Raw genomic sequence first — 17566 nt, forward strand, 5'->3', positions numbered from 1 at the left:
GCGCCTTGTGTTACGTTGGGATCGTTTTTATGCCGAACCATATCATATGAGCGTCCAGAGTTTACTGTACAAGATCGACGGCATCTCGACCTGGGTCGGCAAGGCGACCGCCTGGCTGATGATCCTCCTGATGAGCGTTGTCTGCATCGAAGTGTTCAAGCGCTATGCCGTCAACATGCCGACGGCATGGATCTTCGACGCCGAGAACATGCTGTACGGGTCGCTGTTCATGCTGTGCGGCGCCTATACGCTGGCGCAGAACGCCCATGTCCGCGGCGACTTCCTGTACTCCTCGATGCGGCCGCGCACGCAGGCCACGCTCGATCTCGTTCTCTACTTCGTCTTCTTCATCCCGGGCATCGCCGCGCTGATCTATGCAGGCTATTTCTACGCCGCGGATTCCTGGCACATCAACGAGCATTCCAACGTTACGGCGGACGGCCCGCCGGTCTACCACTTCAAGACCGTCATCCCGATCGCGGGCGCGCTGATCATGCTGCAGGGGATCGGCGAGATCATCCGCTGCATCGTTTGCCTGAAGACCGGCGAATGGCCGAGCAGGCTTGCCGACGTCGCCGAGACCGACGTCATCGGGGAACAGCTCGCGCACTCTGCATTCGTGGACGAGGAATCGCGCAAGCTCGCCATCGAGGGCGCGGCGCGCATCGATGAAATGGCGCGGCAGCGCGGCATGGGCGGGGACCTGAACACATGAGCGATCCCGCGCTCGGCCTGTTGATGCTGGCGCTCATCGTCGTCGTCATCATGATGGGCTTTGCCACGGCGTTTACGCTGATGGGCCTCGGCATGTTCTTCGGCTTCATCGCGTTCTACGATCCGTCGCAGAACTGGACGCACAACAAGGTTTTCGAGCTGATGGTCCAGCGCACCTACGGCGCGATGACCAACGACGTGCTGATCTCCATCCCGTTGTTCGTGCTGATGGGCTATGTGATGGAGCGCGGCGCCCTCGTCGACAAGATGTTCTATTCGATCCAGCTCGCCTTCCGCCGCCTCCCCGCCTCGCTCGCGGTCGCGACCCTGATCGTGTGCACGTTCTGGGGCATCGCCTCCGGGCTCGTCGGCGCGGTGGTGGTGCTGATGGGCGTGATCGCCTTCAACCCGATGCTGCGCGCCGGTTATGACGTGAAGCTCGCCTCCGGCGTCATCACCGCGGGCGGCACGCTCGGCATCCTGATCCCGCCTTCGGTGATGATCATCGTCTATGCCGCGGTGGCCGGCCAGTCCGTGGTCAAGCTCTATGCGGCGGCGATGCTTCCCGGCTTCTTCCTGGCGTTCCTCTACCTCGTCTATGTCGTGGGCTGGGCGATGATCAACCCGAAGATCGCCCCGCCGCTGCCGGAGGAACAAACCCGCGTCAACGTGCCCGAATGGATCAGGAATTTCGCGGCGCTGTATTCGCCGAACCTGTTCGTCGGCCTGTTCAAGGCACTGCTCTCGCCCGCAAAGGCGAAGACGCTCCGGATCGACGGCAAGCCGATGGGCTATGGCGCGATCGTGCAGAACTTCCTCATTTCGCTGGTGCCGTTCCTGACGACCGCAGCCGCGCTCGGCACGGTCTGGTGGTACGTCGTGATCCACCAGCAGCCCGGTGCCGCGAGCGGAGCCGTCGAAGGCCTGCAGCAGCTCGGCAGCCCGATCGAGCCGAAGGAGCTGTCGCCCGCTGAAAAGGGACCGGACACCCAGTTCTACATCTGGTTCGCGATCTCAGTCGCCGTGCTGGCGGCGTGGACGGCGCGCTCTTACTTGCGCATGGACGGCGAACGCTTCGAAGTGTTGAAGCTCTTGACGTCGTCGGTGATGCCGCTCGGCATCCTCACCGTCGTGGTGCTGGGGGTGATCCTGTTCGGCATCACGACCGCGACCGAGTCCGCCGGCGTCGGCGCCGCCGGCGCCTTCATCCTCGCGTTCCACGCCCGCACGCTCGACTGGAAGCGCACCAAGGAAGCGGTGTTCCTGACCGCAAAGACGACCGCGATGGTCTGCTGGCTGTTCGTCGGCTCGGCGCTGTTCTCGGCGGTGTTCGCCATTCTCGGCGGTCAGGCGCTGCTGGAAAGCTGGGTGCTGTCGCTCAACATGACGCCCGTGCAGTTCATGATCTTGTCGCAGGCGATCATCTTCGTGCTGGGCTGGCCGCTGGAATGGACCGAGATTATCATCATCTTCGTGCCGATCTTCCTGCCGATGCTGAAGCACTTCAACATCGATCCGATCCTTTGGGGCACGCTGGTGTTCGTGAACTTGCAGGCCGCGTTCCTGTCGCCGCCGGTCGCGATGTCGGCGTTCTATCTCAAGGGCGTCGCCCCGAAGCACGTTACGCTGAACCAGATCTTCGCCGGCATGATGCCCTACATGCTGATCGTGATCCTGTGCATGGTGATCATGTATCTCTGGCCCGGCATGACGCTGTGGCTGCCGAACTATTTGTACGCGAGTTGAGGCGCAGCGTCCGACGTCGGCTTCTGACGATATGTCGGCCACCAAGGAAACGCCCGCACCCCGCAATTGCTTCAGCCGGGGAAGTGACCTGCGCGGGAAGATCCGGCTCTGTCGAGCCGTCCACGCAGTCGAGGCAATCGACCTATCTGGGTTGGGATCGATCGATGGCCCCGCTGTCCAGCAATGGCGCGGCATCGATGTTGTGCGCGTCCATCAGCATGGCCAGCCGCTCTACTGCAGCAAGGATCATGGCCTGCTCCCATTGCGGCAACTGGACGAAGCGATCTGTAAACGTCAGGTGAAGCAAGTCGGGTGCGTTGGCCACGATGTCCCTGCCTGCCGGCGTCGCCGTCAGAAGGAACTGGCGCTTGTCGTTTGCGTTACGCTGGCGCTGCACTAGATCGAGCGCCACAAGCCGATCGACGATCGTCGTGATCGTTGCCTGACCGAACTGAAGCGCCTGCGCAATGACACCCGGCGTGGTTTTCTCGCGCGCGTCGATCTCTCGCAACACGAGCCATTGCGATGTCGTAAGGCCGGTCGCAATGGCCAGCTGGCGACTGCCGATCTCAGTTGCCCGCAGCACTCTTCGCAGGGCGCGCAGCGTCAGTGAGGCGATCTCTGATTTCATGTGGCTTTTCTTTATAGCTACGGCCGCGCCGAGGCGAATCGTAACCGGTTCCAAGTCAGTCCTTCAAATTTTATTCGTATAACGAAATATCTACGAAGCTTTTGATGTGAGATCTCAAGCCAATTTTCAAGATTTCGCCACTTATTTTCCTATAAGGTAAAGCGCTATATATTTCGGAGAATGAAGCGATTAATTCGAAATCTGAAGCAATAGCCGGCCGTCAGGTCGACGCTTTCGGTGGATCCTCGCCAGTGGCTTTCGACGCTGCTCCGGATGTCAGCGAAGCGTTCCAGTTGAGAAAGCCGTCGCCCGCTGACGGCCCTGCGGTTACCCGCCTGGTCGCAGCCTGCGCGCCACTGGACTCCAATTCCGCCTATTGCAACCTCCTCCAGTGCACGCACTTCACGGACTCCTGCCTCGTTGCGGAACGTCACGCGCAAATTCTAGGATGGGTTTCAGGTTATCGCCCGCCTTCGGAACCGAACAGCTTCTTCGTCTGGCAGGTCGCGGTCGCGAAGGCGGCGCGCGGCAAAGGCCTTGCTCAGCGCATGATCAACGCGCTGCTGGATCGCCCTTCCGCCGAAAGTGCCAAGTATCTCCTCACCACAGTGACCGACGACAACGCTCCATCCTGGGCATTGTTCAACGGACTGGCCCGCGCGTGGGGCGCTCCGCTGATCCGCAGTGTGATGTTCGAGTGCGACGCGCATTTCGCCGGTAAGCACGCCACAGAGTGGCTGGCCCGCATTGGCCCCCTGCCAAACCGACAGCCCGGAGCCAGAGATCAGGAGAACTGACGACATGACCACAACAACCACACTTGGTCGCCATACACGACCCAAGCCGACCAGCCATATCCCGGACCGATCCATCTACGAACGCCGGGAGTCGGTCGTGCGGAGCTATGCGCGCACCATGCCGCGCCAGTTCAGCCGAGCTGACAATGTCTGGATGTATGATAATCAGGGCGGACGCTATCTGGACTTCCTGTCGGGATGCTCGACGCTTAATTACGGACACAATCATCCCGCGCTGAAGCAAGCGCTGATCGACTACATCTCGACTGACGGCATCACGCACGGGCTTGACCTGCATACCGACGCCAAGGCGGAGTTCCTCGAAACATTCGAGTCGCTGATTCTGAAGTCACGCGGGCTGGACTACCGCGTCATGTTCACCGGACCGACCGGCACTAACGCGGTCGAGGCCGCCATCAAACTGGCTCGCAAGGTGACCGGCCGTGAACTGGTGATCGCTTTCACGAACGGTTTCCACGGCATGACCCTCGGTGCGCTGGCCTGCACCGGCAATGCCGCCAAGCGCACCGGCGCGGGCGTACCACTCAGCCATGTCAGCCACGAGCCTTACGATGGCTATCACGGCCCGGATCTCGACACCGCCGCGCTACTGGAACGGCGGCTGTCCGACCCTTCCAGCGGGCTCGATGCGCCGGCCGCGATTTTAGTCGAGACGGTTCAGGGCGAAGGCGGTCTCAACACCGCATCGCCGGATTGGCTGCGTGCAATCGCCGATATCGCAAAACGCCACGGCGCACTCCTTATCGTCGACGATATTCAAGCCGGATGCGGACGCACCGGTCCGTTTTTCAGCTTTGAAGGCATGGGTTTTACGCCCGACGTCGTCACCATGGCAAAATCGCTGTCCGGCATGGGGCTTCCCTTCGCGCTGACACTGTTCCGACCCGAGTTGGATCAATGGTTGCCCGGCGAACACAACGGCACGTTCCGGGGCAACAATCACGCCTTCATCACGGCAACCGCGTCTCTGCGGAACTTCTGGAAGAATGATGAGTTCGAGCAGGACGTCCAGCGCAAGGGACGATTGCTCGCACGACGCCTGGATGCCATCGCTTCTGGATTCGGCCTTTCGACACGCGGCCGCGGCATGATGCGTGGCATCGACGTCGGGTCCGGTGAAACTGCCGATGCCATCACCAGCGCCTGCTTTGCCGCCGGACTCATCATCGAAACGAGCGGCGCACACGACGAAATCGTCAAGGTGCTTGCACCTCTCATTATCGACGACGCCGCTCCTCGGCCGGCCTCGACATCATCGAGGAGTTGGTCCGCGCGGTGCGGACCGGCAGCTACGGCATTGCAGCCGAATAACGAAGGGAAAGAACAATGATCGTTCGTCAACTCCGCGACATTCGAAAGACCGATCGTCTCGTCAAATCGAAGGGCTGGGACAGTGCCCGCCTTCTGCTCAAGAGCGACGGCATGGGCTTCTCTTTCCACATTACGACGATGTACGCGGGCGAAGAACTCAAGATGCACTACCAGAACCATCTCGAGGCGGTTTTCATACTGAAGGGAACCGGGACCATCGAAGACCTCGGGACCGGCGAAACGCACAAGCTCGCACCGGGCATCATGTACGCACTCAACAAGAACGACCAGCATATCGTTCGCCCGGACACTGACCTCCTGACGGCCTGCGTGTTCAACCCGCCGGTCACCGGCCAGGAAGTGCACGACGAGACTGGTGCCTATCCGACTGATGTCGAAGCGCCGCGCGAGGCGGCCGTTAACTCCTGAAACAACTGAAAGAGGGAAAGGCATTGACAGACATTTACCCATCCCGTCTCACCTCGGAGGCCCAGATGCTTCCGCGTCTCGATCCCGTTATTCATAGCGACTGGAGCGAGAGCGCACCGCTAACGCGGCAGCAGGCCGAGCAGTTCGATCGCGATGGCTTCCTCGTGCTCAAGGATGTCTTCTCTCCCGAGGAAGTCGACCACCTGCAGACGCAGGCAAAGAAACTGCTATCGAGCCCTAACGGCCTCAATCCGGAAACGATCATCGCCGAGCCGGACAGCCAAGAAATCCGTTCGGTCTTCGAGATCCACTCTCAGAGTAGAGTGATCGGGCGCCTCGCCGCCGACGCACGCTTGGCAGGCATTGCTCAGTTCCTGCTGAACGACAAGGTCTACATCCATCAGTCACGCCTGAACTACAAGCCCGGCTTCGAAGGCAAGGAGTTCTACTGGCATTCCGACTTCGAGACTTGGCACGTGGAAGACGGCATGCCGCGCATGCGAGCACTCTCCATGTCAGTCCTGCTGGCGGAAAATACGCCGGACAATGGCCCCCTGACGCTGATGCCCGGATCGCACCGCGTCTTCCTGACCTGTATTGGCGCGACGCCGGAAGACCACTATCGCACGTCACTGAAGAAGCAGGAGTATGGCGTGCCCGACCGGCAAAGTCTGACCGAGTTGGCGCACCGCCACGGCATCGTGGCGCCGACCGGTAAGGCGGGCACGGTGGTGATCTTCGATTGCAACACGATGCACGGATCGAACGGCAACATCACGCCATTTCCACGCGCTAACGCGTTCTTCGTCTATAACGCCGTGAGCAACCGGCTGCAGGCGCCATTCGGCGTCAAAAAACCGCGGCCGAGCTTCGTTGCCGCGCGCAGCGACCCGAAAGCTCTCGTGCCTCAGCACGGCCCGTTGATGGAGGATGCTCTCGCATGAGCGGTTTTCATAGTGTCGAGAAGATCGGCGGCACATCGATGGCCGCGACTGGCACGCTATTCGACGACGTTCCGATCGCGGAGCGCAAGGGCGAGGACCTTTACAATCGCGCCTTTGTCGTCTCCGCCTATGCCGGAATGACTGACCTGCTGCTGGAGCACAAGAAGACCTACGAGCCTGGTATCTATGCACGCTTTGTTGCCGATGACGGCGCGGACGGATGGCGTCAAGCGATGGCCGACAGCGACATCGCTTGGCCAGGCTTGGTGTTCGATGCGCTGCGAGCCCTCGATAACGCACGAATCGACGTGATTGCGACGCGGCATCAGATTCGCAATGCTGACGTTCAGTTCGTCGTGACCGTTTGCCACTTCGATGCTAGCGCTAGGGTTCTGCATCGTGTCCCGGTGGAGGCCGACGGGGAAGCGGAAGGCCGGCGCGCGGCCTGACGGCGCGCGTCGCAATCGTCATGCTTGCGGCAATCTCCCCGGTTCGTAGCCTACTGCTCGCCATCTTTATGCTCATGGCGGGAAGCGGGTTTATGGCGACGCTCCTGAGTTTGCGGCTCGAGCGGGCGGGACAGGGCACGATCGTGATCGGCGCGGTGGCGACCGCCTATTTTGCCGGGCTGGTCGTCGGAGCCCTGCGCTCGGGGCGTATCGTCCGGCGCGTGGGACATATCCGCGCCTTTGCGGCGTTCGTTGCGCTTCTCTCCGCGAGCACGCTCGGCTACGCGCAAATCGTCCATCCTCTGCTCTGGTCGGGACTGCGGCTGATCGACGGCTTCTGCGTCGCTGGCGTCTTCGTCTGTCTCGAGAGCTGGCTGAACGAACGCGCTGACGCGGCCTCGCGCGGCAGCATTCTAGCGGCCTACATGGTTGCACTATATTGCGGACAGGCGGTGGGACAGTTGCTGCTAGGAGCCAGCGGTGATTTGCCTGCCGTTCCGTTTCAACTAGCGTCAATGCTAATCTCGCTCGCGATCATTCCACTTTGTCTCACACGCAACTCGGCGCCGCCGGCTGCCGAAGCCGCGGCGTTCGGAACCCGAACACTCTTTGCCGCATCACCCCTCGGTGCTGTCGGAGTAATGACGACCGGCTTGATGTTAGGGGCATTTTACGGATTGGCCGCAGTGCAGGTTCGACGCCTAGGGTTCGATTTATCGCAGACAGCCCACTTCATGATGATCGTGATTCTTGGCGGCGTGATCCTGCAATGGCCGCTCGGACGCATTTCCGACCGCTATGATCGTCGCCAGGTCATCGTGCTCAGTTTCGCGGCAACCCTGTGTATCAGCTTGGTCATCTCCTTTCTCTCGTCGGTCGGCCCGTGGCTGCTGATTCTCGGAACAATGTTTGGTGGCCTCAGCTTTGCGCTCGATCCACTCTGCGTGGCCCATTGCAACGACCGTCTGCACGCCGCACAACGTATCGCCGCAAGTGGACGGCTGGTGCTGTTGTATTCCGTCGGCGCCGCGCTCGGGCCGATCGGTGGAGCGATATTCATGACAGGCTGGAGCAGCGGCGGGCTTTTCCTTTTCATCGCCCTTTGCGCCGGCGGCGCGGCCGCGTTCGGCATGTGGCGGCAGACGGCAACCCCACCTGTTCCTGCACCCGAGCAGCAGGACTTTCAGATTCTTCCACGCACGACGCCGATTGCATCGCTGCTTGACCCCAATACGCCCGACGCAGCGGTGATCGGAGAACAGCAATCGTGAATGCCCCCGTTTCCGCACCTGATCCAACTGCTGATCGCGCCACGTTGCGCCGTGCGATTGCCGCCTCTGCCGTCGGCAATGCGACGGAATGGTTCGACTACGGCATTTATGCGTATGGCGTGACGTACATTTCCGCGGCACTGTTTCCCGGCGACGTCGGGGAAGCGGTGCTTTTTGCGTTGGCCACGTTCGCGATCTCCTTCCTCATACGGCCGCTAGGCGGATATTCTGGGGATCGCTGGGAGACCGGGTGGGCCGAAAATCCGTGTTGGCGCTAACGATACTGCTGATGTCGGGCGCGACGCTGTGCGTCGGGCTTATTCCCTCCTACAACAGCGTCGGCTTCTGGGCGCCACTGTCGCTCGTTCTTCTCCGCATCGTACAGGGCTTTTCGACCGGTGGCGAATACGGCGGCGCCGCGACGTTCATGGCCGAGTACGCTCCCGATGACCGACGCGGCTTTTATGGGAGTTTCCTGGAGTTCGGAACGCTGGCCGGCTTCTCGCTGGGCGCATTCCTGATGTTATCCTTCTCGCTCTTTCTGGGTGATCAGGCGATGCACGACTGGGGATGGCGCGTTCCGTTTCTGGTCGCCGCGCCAATGGGCCTCGTCGGCGCGTATCTGCGCGCGAGAATGGAAGATACGCCGGTCTTCCGTGCCCACGAAACCGCAAGCCAGGCACGATCCTCACCAGGCCTGATCGCCCTTCTGGCACGTCACCGGCGTCCTATGCTCGTCGTCGGCGGCCTGGTGGTTGCGCTCAATGTCGTCAATTATACGCTGCTCAGCTACATGCCAACCTATCTTCAGAGCCGCATCGGCCTGTCGCCGGATGAGGCGCTTGCGGTGCCGCTCCTCGGCATGCTGTTCATGATGCTGTTCCTGCCATTTGCTGGCCGGCTCTCGGACCGAATCGGGCGCCGTCCGATGTGGAGCTTCTCCCTGATCGGGTTGTTTCTGCTGGTGGCCCCTCTCTACATGCTCATGGGCACGGGCCTCGTCGGCGCCTGTGTCGGCTTCATTCTGCTCGGGCTGCTCTACGTACCGCAACTCGCGACCATTTCGGCGACTTTCCCGGCCATGTTTCCCACCCACGTGCGTTTCGCCGGCTTCGCCGGCGCTTACAACATTTCGACATCCATTTTTGGCGGCACGGCGCCGGCAATCAACAGCGGCCTTATCTCTGTTACCGGGAACGAGCTGATGCCGGCCTATTACATGATGGCTACATGCGTTGTTGGGCTGATCGCGCTGCGCTTCATGCCGGAGACAGCTGGACGGACTCTTTATGAAGATCCTTTCGCGCGATAGGCTCTAGCTAGCACGCCAAACTTCCGAGGCCGAGGAACGGCTGGAGCGCCTTTATGCGGCCATTGAGACCGGCGCTATCGACGGTGCCGATGGATCCGGATTCCTCAAGAACCGGATCGCCGCGTTGATGGCAAGCCGGGGTAGGGCCGTTGTGGCTCTCCATTATGCGAAGAAGTCGAGTGCAACCCCCATCTAGATTGACCCGATCGCTATCGATCGGTTCACCCGCCTGATGCGTCAGCAACTCGTGTCGGGCGACGTCGCTGCTCGGAAGGCCTATCTCGCAAGCGTGGTCGACGCGATCATCGCGTCGGAGGACCGTCGGCTCAAATGACAACATCCGGTCCGTTTTCGGCCGAAAGGGTCAACCCAAACCATCTGTTCAGGAATGGTGCCCAGGGGCGGGATCGAACCATCCGGCTTCGCCCTCCGGGCTACGCCGGGACGAGCGCCTGCGTGGAGCGATTGCTGATTACGGTAGCATCAAGGATGATGGTGCCCAGGGAGGGACTCATACGCAGGCGCCCGTCAGACCGGATCATCTCGCAAGTGAACCAAGCGAGAGCAAGCGAGCCCCCGCCTCGACCATCATTGCGCAACCTTGAACGAGAAGTGACCGTTCACCCTGTGGGTGTCCACGGAAACTGCGTGCCAGTCAACATCATACGTTCCGGGTTGGAGCGGCTTTGAGATCGGCACGATAAGCTGGCGCTTCTGGTTCGGGTCAACAGTGGGACTGGCCGTCTCGACAAGGCGCCCGCTTTGGTCCTTCACGGTCAATCCGGAGAATTTGGCGACCAGATCCTCAGTGAAGGTCAATCGGATTTCCTTCGGCGATGAAACCGTGGCGTCCTGCGCGGGGTCAGCCGCTCTGAGGGCGGGATGGGCGTGGGCCACCCCGCCGATTAAACCGGCGAAGAGGATCGCAAGGGTTTCAGTTTTACGTGGCAGCACTGGCTCCTCCGATTCCGTTCGTTGCCCTGCCAATGCCTTTCTCACTGCACTGGCAGGGTCGCGGCGATTAATCGTCGTGATCGCCGCCGAACCACCCATGGTGCTGGCCAGAGTGCCAGTCGTGATGTGGTCCCGCATGGGGACCGTAGTGCCTACCGGAGTGCCACCCGTAATATGGATCGTAGTGGAACCCGCTGTGGGGGCCATAGTGCGGGCGTGAGTGCCAATCGTGATGCCCTCCGGAATGCCAGTCGTGCACGCGCGGCCGATACCATCCATCCTCATCGTCGTCATGACCGGCACTCGCAGCCTGCGCAAATGTCACGAGCATTGCCGCAGCAGCCAGGACCTGAGCCAGTCTCGCGATCCGCAGCCTTTTCGTCTTGGTTTCCATCGTCGTCCTCCAGAATGCGCTCGGAACCGATCGGAACTGCCATCGGATCCGTTCGCAGCTCGTGGTTATGCCGGACTCGCGTTGAACGACGCTGGAATGTGAAGTTCATTTTCAATTCATCATCGCGGCCGGCCGGCGACACAGCATCGGCGATCAGTCACCTCCCTGACGACCGCGGGACGATCTCCGGTTCTCGGTCATTGACCTATCGCCGGCCTCATGGTGCCGAGAAGGCTCACGATTAGAAGAACCATTGCTCCCAGAAATTGTTCGCCGAACACATGGTTGCGCAACCTGCGCAGCCAGGCCATCGCTCCCTCCGAGCCATCAAGCCGGGCATCGCTCATCGCCGGGACAAGCCAAAATCGATTTGCGACGGCGAGAACCACCATTCCGGCAAACAGAACGAGCTTCACCAGAAGCACTTGGCCGTACGGGGTCGCTAACACGTTGGAAACAGAACCAACCAAAAACCAGCTATTGACGAGTCCCGTTCCGACGAGCGTCGCGACGGCGACGTAGCCCATCCCCGAAAATCTCAACAGAACCGGATCTATCTGCCCCGCGTCACGGCTCGGTCTTGCATGACAGGCGAGGACATGGGCAAGAGGAACGAGCCCTCCGAGCCACGCTCCCGCAGCGAGAAGATGCGCCGCATCTGACAGCACGTGCACAACGCCTTCCCATCCTTCCTCGACCCGGGCATGACCAGCTCCGGCCAAGGACGCCAAGAACACAGCCGCAAGAATCAGAAGGAGGAGGTCCACGCTGATGCTCGCCGTGCGAAATGCGTATGCCGCGGTCGCTACGACAATGATAACGGCCAGGAGCATTCGCGCCATCCAGACGTTGCCAAAACCGGTGTCGCGGATGACTGCCGACAGAGTCTCGGCATCCGCCAGATCGGAAATGCCGCCGGCCATATTCGCGGCCGAGAGGAAAAACCAAAGCAGTCCACTAATGGCCGCTATGATACCGGTCGCCAGGAGTAGCCGGGAGCGCCAGGCTCTTGATGGCGCCGGTTCCGAATTCGAGTATGCATAGAACGGAAAAAGCGAGACTCCGAACAGTACCGCTGTCCCCGCGTAATGCGCGAAGCGAACAAGTATGAGGGCAACATCGACCATCAGCGTTTCACGCTGAAAGAGTAATTGCTTTTGACGCGATGCGTGTCCTCGGAGACGGCGTGCCATTCGATCTTGTAGTCGCCGGGAGCGAGTTCTTCTTTAAGCGGCACGACAAGAATTTTCTTGTTGGCCGGATCAGTCTCCGACTTGCCGGTCGCGATCACCTTTCCCGTCTGCCCCCTCAGCTCGACGCCAGAGAACTGCGGGATCACTGCTTCATTGAAGACGATCCTGATTTGCTTGGGCGGCGCGGTTGACGCCCCGGCCGCAGGCTCGGCCGATTGAAGCTGGGGATGGGCATAGGCAACACTCCCCACGAGGGCGGCTGCAACCAACGCGGAAGCGAATGTGCGAATTTTGAGCATCTGGTCTTTTGCTGTCATTTCTGGATCACGAATGCGAAGCTCGAGGGCCGTCGATCCGGCGTCGAGCTTCAACTCATCACTTGGCCTTCCGAATCTTCGTTGCCGTTAGCGATAAGGCGATGACGTGCCAAGACCTGGAGGCGAGCGCAGATTGGTTGCAGGCGATTTGAACTTGCGAAAAAAGCCATTGATCTAGCTAGGCTGCTCGCGTGCGAGCAAAAACGAAACCCAGCAATCGGTCGAGATCACCGGGTTTCGATATCGAATTTGGTTGCGCGGGCTGGATTTGAACGTACGTGAACTTAGCGAGCCCTAGGGAGAAATCCGCGAGCGCTCTTCGCGCTGAGCATCTAGCGACGCGCAATCGTACAAGATCGTGCTTCAGCGTGGAAAATCGCAGGGATGGTGCCCAGGGGCGGGATCGAACCACCGACACTGCGATTTTCAGTCGCATGCTCTACCAACTGAGCTACCTGGGCATACCCGCGGGGCCGAAAAGGCCGGAGCGAGCGGGCGGTTTATAGAGAGGTCGGAGCGCCGTGTCCACCCGCCTTCGCCAAAGGCTTCGGCGCGGCGAGCCTGGCTTTTGACCTTTCCCCAACTTGTTGGGAAATCTTGGCTATTCCGGGTCCTCCGCGTCGTCCTCGCGGCCCGGGACGACATAGCGGCCGGTCAGCCAGCGGTTGAGGTCGACGTCGCGGCAGCGCGCCGAGCAGAACGGGCGGAACGCCTGCTCGACGGGCTTGCCGCAGATCGGGCAGGCGCGCGGGGTGGCAGAGGGTATGGCCTTGGGCGTTCGGGCTTGGTCGGTCATGGCTGGGCCGGAGTTTACATCATCTGCCGCATGTTCCGCTGCGCTCCCTCTCCGCTTGCGGGTAGGGCAATCGCATATGCGTCTTCGCCGGCGCGCAGGTGCTTGGCCTCGTGGCTCGAGACAGCGACCTCGCCCGCAAGCGCAGGGCGATAGCCTCGGAGCGAGGGGCGTCTCCGCGATTTCTGGATAATGGAAGAATGCCGCTGATTTGCCCGACGAGTCAAGTTGTCGTGTCGAGCTGCTTGTTCGAACGCCGGCCACCGCCCGCTACTTGGTACTTTGCATGGGGTTGTTTTCGATATTTTGGCAGCGCCCCCTGCGGCAAGCTATCGCGTCCGGCTATCGGCCTCGTTCCATAGCCCGGCCATGACGATGCGGAGCAGTTGGGGTGGGGGGTCTCACCGCGAGTCGTTCAGGAGGAAAGAGCCCCACCCGTATCGCATCTGCGATGCGCGAAAGTGGATACCTCACACCGCGACGGAGTTGAGCCAGCCGTGGCGGATCGGAAAGCCCTCGCCGCCGAGCAAGGTCACGGTCTCGTAGAGCGGCAGGCCGACCACGTTGGTGTAGGACCCGACCATCTTGACCACGAACGATCCGGCGATGCCCTGCACCGCGTAGCCGCCGGCTTTGCCGCGCCATTCGCCGGAGCCGATATAGGCCTGGATGTCGTCCTCGCTGAGCCGCTTGAAGCGCACGCGCGTTTCGACCAGGCGCTGACGGAATGCCTCGCGCGGCGTCACCACGCAGATCGCGGTGTAGACGCGGTGATTGCGGCCCGACAGCAGCCGCAGGCACTGCGCGGCCTCGTCGACCAGATTGGCCTTGGGCAGGATGCGGCGGCCGACCGCGACCACGGTGTCGGCGGCAATGATGAAGGAGCCGCGCAGGTCGTCGTCAAGATGCACCGATTTCAGTGCCGCGTCGGCCTTGGCGCGCGCCAGGCGGTTGGCGCAGGCGCGCGGCAACTCGCCTCGCCGCGGGGTCTCGTCGACATCGGCCGGGCGCAGCGCATCGGGCTCGATGCCGGCCTGGTTGAGCAGGGCCAGCCGCCGCGGCGAACCGGAAGCAAGAACGAATTTGGGACGGCCTAGCATGCGGGCTTTTGGGCTGAATCGGGGGACAGACGCGGGCGGAACCTATCGGATGGGGCATGGATGCACAACCTTGGAACCGGCCGCGAATCGCGCCCCGCCTGAGACCAGGCCCCATAAGCACAGCTGTTTGTCAGTCTGGCGACAAGCGGCGGTTCTGCGAATCGGAACACGCTGGTCCCCTCGCCTGGCCGCGCCTCACAGGTTTGCCGCGCCGGCCCTGGCAAAGCGGCGGCGGATGCGAAGCAACAGGCCGTCGCAGACCTCGCGGTAGGCGGCGAGCTTCTGCTCGCGGTTGCCGCTGGTGCCGGTCGGATCCTGCGTCGGCCAGTATTCGACGTCGGCGGCGAGCGTGCGGGTGAGATCCAGCGCCCTGTGGTGCGCCTCCGGCGACAGCGTGATGATGAGATCGAAGTTCAGCCCCTCCCAGTCCTCGAGCTCCTCGAAGGTTTGCGGCTTGTGGCTGGAAATGTCCTGGCCGAGTTCGGCCATCACCGAGACGGCGAACGGGTCGAGCTCACCCTTCTTGACGCCGGCCGAGCGCACATAGAGGCCTTGCGGAAACATCTGCTGCAGCAGGCTTTCGGCCATCGGCGACCGCACGCTGTTCAGGCCGCATGCGAACAGCACGGCCTGGGGGTTGCGCGCGCGCGGCGCTTCCATGCGATCAGGCTTTTTTCGATCGGGGTACGCCCCCGTCAATCACCGCTTCACCGATCATGCGCCCTCACCCTTCCAGTGCAGCACAGTGATCAGCGTGAACAGCCGCCGCGCGGTCTCGAAATCGACGCGCACCTTGCCCTTGAGCCGCTCCTGCAGCGTGCGCGAGCCCTCGTCATGGATGCCGCGGCGGCCCATGTCGATCGCCTCGATCTTGTCCGGCGTCGCGGTCCGGATCGCCTGATAGTAGCTGTCGCAGATCATGAAGTAGTCCTTCACGACGCGGCGGAACGGGGTCAGCGACAACAGATGTGCGACCACCGGCGCGCCGTCCTCCTTGCGGATATCGAACATCAGCCGGTTGCCGGTGATCGCGATATGCAGGGTGTAAGGCCCCGGCCCGGCGGCGCCCTCGGGCGCGAACAGGTTCTGCTCGATCAAATCGTAGATCGCGATCGCCCGCTCATGCTCGATATCGGGCCCGGAACGGCCGATCGATTCCTCGTCGAGCGTCACCGCGACGATGCGATTGTTGGAATCCTCGTCGTCTGGTGGTTTGTTCATGAGAGGTTGAGGCGCAATCCGACGGAACGTGAATGGGCATCGAGACCCTCGGCCTGGCCGAGCGTCATCGCGGCGGGCCCGAGCGCACGGAGTTGATCCGGCCCGCACCGCAGGATCGAGGTTCGCTTCATGAAGTCAAGCACCCCGAGGCCCGAGGAGAACCGCGCCGAGCGCGCGGTCGGCAGCACATGGTTGGAGCCGCCGACATAATCGCCGATCGCCTCCGGGGTATGGGCCCCGAGGAAGATCGCCCCGGCGTTGCGGACCTTGTTCGACAGGCCCTCGGCGTCCGCGGTCATGATCTCGAGATGCTCGGCGGCGATCGCATTGGCGAGCTCGACCGCGTCGTCGAGTTTTGCCACCTTGATCACGGCACCGAAGTCGTTCCACGAGGTGCGGGCGATCTCGGCGCGCGGCAAGGTCGCAAGCTGCGCCTCGACCGCGCGCTCGACGTCGGCGGCGAGCCGTGCACTGTCGGTGATCAGGATCGACTGCGCGCTGACGTCATGCTCGGCCTGGGCCAAGAGGTCGGCCGCGATCCAGTCGGCATTACCGGTGTCGTCGGCGATGACCAGCACCTCGGAGGGGCCGGCGATCATGTCGATGCCGACCTTGCCGAACACCAGCCGTTTTGCCGCGGCGACATAGGCGTTGCCGGGGCCGACGATCTTGGCGACCGGCGCGATTGTCGCGGTGCCATAGGCCAGTGCCGCCACCGCCTGGGCGCCGCCGACACGGTAGATTTCCGAGACGCCGCCGAGATGGGCGGCGGCGAGCACCAGCGGGTTGAGCTTGCCGTCCGGCGCCGGAACCACCATCACCACCCGCGGCACGCCGGCGACCTTGGCCGGCACCGCGTTCATCAGCACCGAGGACGGATAGGCCGCGGTGCCGCCGGGCACGTAGAGGCCGACCGCATCGACCGCGCTCCAGCGCCAGCCGAGCTCGACGCCGGCGGCATCGGTGAAGTGCTCGTCCTTCGGCAACTGGCGGCGGTGGAAGGTCTCGATCCGGTCGCGCGCGAACCTCAGGGCGTCGAAGGTCTTGGGATCGCAGGCCGCAACCGCGGCGTCGATCTCGGCTGCGGTAATGCGCAGGCCGGCCGCCTCGATATCGAGGCGGTCGAACTTTTTGGTCGCCTCGAGCAGCGCCGCGTCGCCGCGGGCCGCCACGTCGTCGACGATCGTGCGGGTGGCGCGCTCGACGTCGGCCGACACCTCGCGCTTGGCCGCCAGGAAATCGCGGAATCGCTGCTCGAAATCGGCGCTCTGTCGGTCCAGGCGAACGGGCATGACGGCTTTCTTAGGAGGAATTCGGGTCCCTGCTCAATGGCGCGACGGATAATGGCCGTCAACCCTGTGCGTCGTCGTCCCGGCGAAGGCCGGGACCCATAACCACCGAAGCCGGTTGTTGGGACCGGAAACGGCCGCAGCGTCCGCAACAACCGGCATTTGGGGTTGGGTCCCGGCCTTCGCCGGGACGACGGTGACTACCCCGGCGCCACGCCGAGATCGTCGATGCCCAGATCAGTCAATTCGCACTCCAGGCACTCGACATCCAGCCGCAGCGCCCCGCCATGGCCGAACATCAGGAGCGCGCTGCCGCCCGGCGGGTCGGAGGCATAGAACTCGATCCCGAGCAGTTCCAGGGTGGCCTCCGTGGCCTCCAGGTCGATATTGCGCGACTTGCATGCCAGCACCCGGTCGAACCTGAGCGCGGCGATCAGCCGCCGCGAGCAGGTGCCGCCCGACAGGGTCTGCTCCCAGTCCAGCCGGTTCAGGCCGACCACGAGCCGCTTCTCGTCCTGGCGCCAGACGATGTCGGAGGGCTGGACGTGGGCGTCCTGCACATGGGCCGAGATGACCGCGAGGTCATCGGCATCGAGGGCGATCAGCTTCAGCGGTGCGGGTGGGGACATGACGGTGGTTATAACGCCTCGCGGCCCGGGAGGTACCAAGAGACCTGGCGA

General features: G+C 62.4%; 20 protein-coding genes and 1 tRNA gene. 10 read left to right on the plus strand and 11 right to left on the minus strand.

The features are described from left to right. Nucleotides 1-46 precede the first annotated feature (46 nt). Together ACSKB9_RS20500 and ACSKB9_RS20505 are read left to right on the plus strand one after the other, a co-directional pair. The gene (locus tag ACSKB9_RS20500) at nucleotides 47-715 is read left to right on the plus strand and encodes a TRAP transporter small permease subunit (RefSeq protein ID WP_438075317.1); all 669 of its coding nucleotides are present in this window, start codon (nucleotides 47-49) and stop codon (nucleotides 713-715) included. After that, nucleotides 712-2460 (plus strand): TRAP transporter large permease, encoded by a 1749-nt coding sequence (locus tag ACSKB9_RS20505; protein WP_438075319.1) that lies wholly within the window; start codon nucleotides 712-714, stop codon nucleotides 2458-2460. Before ACSKB9_RS20500 ends, ACSKB9_RS20505 begins: the two co-directional genes overlap by 4 nt. Before the next feature lie 142 nt (nucleotides 2461-2602). On the opposite strand, the gene ACSKB9_RS20510 is transcribed toward ACSKB9_RS20505, so the two are convergent. Continuing rightward, a complete protein-coding gene (locus ACSKB9_RS20510; protein ID WP_057017678.1) occupies nucleotides 2603-3091 on the minus strand; it encodes a MarR family winged helix-turn-helix transcriptional regulator in 489 nt (162 codons plus the stop codon). 251 nt (nucleotides 3092-3342) lie between these two features. On the opposite strand from ACSKB9_RS20510, the gene ectA reads away from it, so the two are divergent. From ectA to ACSKB9_RS20550, 8 genes are all read left to right on the plus strand, one after another. Then, a complete protein-coding gene (ectA, locus tag ACSKB9_RS20515; protein ID WP_225648356.1) occupies nucleotides 3343-3888 on the plus strand; it encodes a diaminobutyrate acetyltransferase in 546 nt (181 codons plus the stop codon). Nucleotides 3889-3892: 4 nt separating this feature from the next. Continuing rightward, nucleotides 3893-5239, plus strand: a complete 1347-nt coding sequence (gene ectB / locus ACSKB9_RS20520) for a diaminobutyrate--2-oxoglutarate transaminase (protein WP_438075322.1) — start codon at nucleotides 3893-3895, stop codon at nucleotides 5237-5239. Beyond that, complete coding sequence (locus ACSKB9_RS20525) at nucleotides 5236-5649, plus strand: ectoine synthase (RefSeq protein ID WP_253606495.1); 414 nt, start codon at nucleotides 5236-5238, stop codon at nucleotides 5647-5649. Before ectB ends, ACSKB9_RS20525 begins: the two co-directional genes overlap by 4 nt. A gap of 65 nt (nucleotides 5650-5714) precedes the next feature. Then, nucleotides 5715-6593 carry an ectoine hydroxylase gene (gene thpD / locus ACSKB9_RS20530; RefSeq protein WP_438075324.1) on the plus strand — a complete coding sequence of 293 codons (879 nt, stop codon included), beginning with the start codon at nucleotides 5715-5717 and terminating at the stop codon, nucleotides 6591-6593. Further along, nucleotides 6590-7042, plus strand: a complete 453-nt coding sequence (locus ACSKB9_RS20535; RefSeq protein WP_057017674.1) for a hypothetical protein — start codon at nucleotides 6590-6592, stop codon at nucleotides 7040-7042. The genes thpD and ACSKB9_RS20535 overlap by 4 nt, the downstream gene beginning before the upstream one ends. Nucleotides 7043-7062: 20 nt before the next feature. Then, nucleotides 7063-8313, plus strand: a complete 1251-nt coding sequence (locus tag ACSKB9_RS20540; RefSeq protein WP_438075326.1) for an MFS transporter — start codon at nucleotides 7063-7065, stop codon at nucleotides 8311-8313. Then, a complete protein-coding gene (locus ACSKB9_RS20545) occupies nucleotides 8310-8591 on the plus strand; it encodes a hypothetical protein (RefSeq protein WP_438075328.1) in 282 nt (93 codons plus the stop codon). Before ACSKB9_RS20540 ends, ACSKB9_RS20545 begins: the two co-directional genes overlap by 4 nt. Next, the gene (locus ACSKB9_RS20550; protein ID WP_438080315.1) at nucleotides 8579-9625 is read left to right on the plus strand and encodes an MFS transporter; all 1047 of its coding nucleotides are present in this window, start codon (nucleotides 8579-8581) and stop codon (nucleotides 9623-9625) included. The genes ACSKB9_RS20545 and ACSKB9_RS20550 overlap by 13 nt, the downstream gene beginning before the upstream one ends. Before the next feature lie 588 nt (nucleotides 9626-10213). On the opposite strand, the gene copC (ACSKB9_RS20555) is transcribed toward ACSKB9_RS20550, so the two are convergent. The 10 genes from copC (ACSKB9_RS20555) to ACSKB9_RS20600 all read right to left on the minus strand — a co-directional run bounded on the left by copC (ACSKB9_RS20555) (nucleotide 10214) and on the right by ACSKB9_RS20600 (nucleotide 17515). Next, the gene (gene copC / locus ACSKB9_RS20555; protein ID WP_438075330.1) at nucleotides 10214-10717 is read right to left on the minus strand and encodes a copper homeostasis periplasmic binding protein CopC; all 504 of its coding nucleotides are present in this window, start codon (nucleotides 10715-10717) and stop codon (nucleotides 10214-10216) included. 453 nt (nucleotides 10718-11170) lie between these two features. Beyond that, nucleotides 11171-12100, minus strand: coding sequence for a copper homeostasis membrane protein CopD (copD, locus tag ACSKB9_RS20560; RefSeq protein WP_438075332.1), 930 nt, complete (start codon nucleotides 12098-12100; stop codon nucleotides 11171-11173). Continuing rightward, nucleotides 12100-12537: a copper homeostasis periplasmic binding protein CopC gene (gene copC / locus ACSKB9_RS20565; protein WP_438075334.1), complete on the minus strand. Its 438-nt coding sequence runs from the start codon at nucleotides 12535-12537 to the stop codon at nucleotides 12100-12102. Before copC (ACSKB9_RS20565) ends, copD begins: the two co-directional genes overlap by 1 nt. A gap of 331 nt (nucleotides 12538-12868) precedes the next feature. Continuing rightward, nucleotides 12869-12944, minus strand: a tRNA-Phe gene (locus ACSKB9_RS20570). Nucleotides 12945-13084: 140 nt separating this feature from the next. After that, complete coding sequence (yacG, locus tag ACSKB9_RS20575; protein WP_057018155.1) at nucleotides 13085-13279, minus strand: DNA gyrase inhibitor YacG; 195 nt, start codon at nucleotides 13277-13279, stop codon at nucleotides 13085-13087. 467 nt (nucleotides 13280-13746) lie between these two features. Then, nucleotides 13747-14376, minus strand: coding sequence for a Maf-like protein (locus tag ACSKB9_RS20580; protein ID WP_018269043.1), 630 nt, complete (start codon nucleotides 14374-14376; stop codon nucleotides 13747-13749). Nucleotides 14377-14571: 195 nt separating this feature from the next. Further along, nucleotides 14572-15036, minus strand: a complete 465-nt coding sequence (locus ACSKB9_RS20585) for a low molecular weight phosphatase family protein (protein ID WP_076828053.1) — start codon at nucleotides 15034-15036, stop codon at nucleotides 14572-14574. 54 nt (nucleotides 15037-15090) lie between these two features. Further along, entirely contained in the window at nucleotides 15091-15597 is a 507-nt protein-coding gene (locus ACSKB9_RS20590; protein WP_016841326.1) for a UPF0262 family protein, read from the minus strand. Continuing rightward, nucleotides 15594-16889, minus strand: coding sequence for a histidinol dehydrogenase (gene hisD, locus ACSKB9_RS20595; protein WP_438075337.1), 1296 nt, complete (start codon nucleotides 16887-16889; stop codon nucleotides 15594-15596). The genes ACSKB9_RS20590 and hisD overlap by 4 nt, the downstream gene beginning before the upstream one ends. 197 nt (nucleotides 16890-17086) lie before the next feature. Beyond that, nucleotides 17087-17515, minus strand: a complete 429-nt coding sequence (locus ACSKB9_RS20600) for a DUF2948 family protein (RefSeq protein ID WP_438075339.1) — start codon at nucleotides 17513-17515, stop codon at nucleotides 17087-17089. Between the last annotated feature and the right edge of the window lie 51 nt (nucleotides 17516-17566).

It is taken from the genome of Bradyrhizobium sp. BR 1433 (assembly GCF_051547665.1).
Taxonomy (GTDB): Bacteria; Pseudomonadota; Alphaproteobacteria; order Rhizobiales; family Xanthobacteraceae; genus Bradyrhizobium; species Bradyrhizobium australafricanum.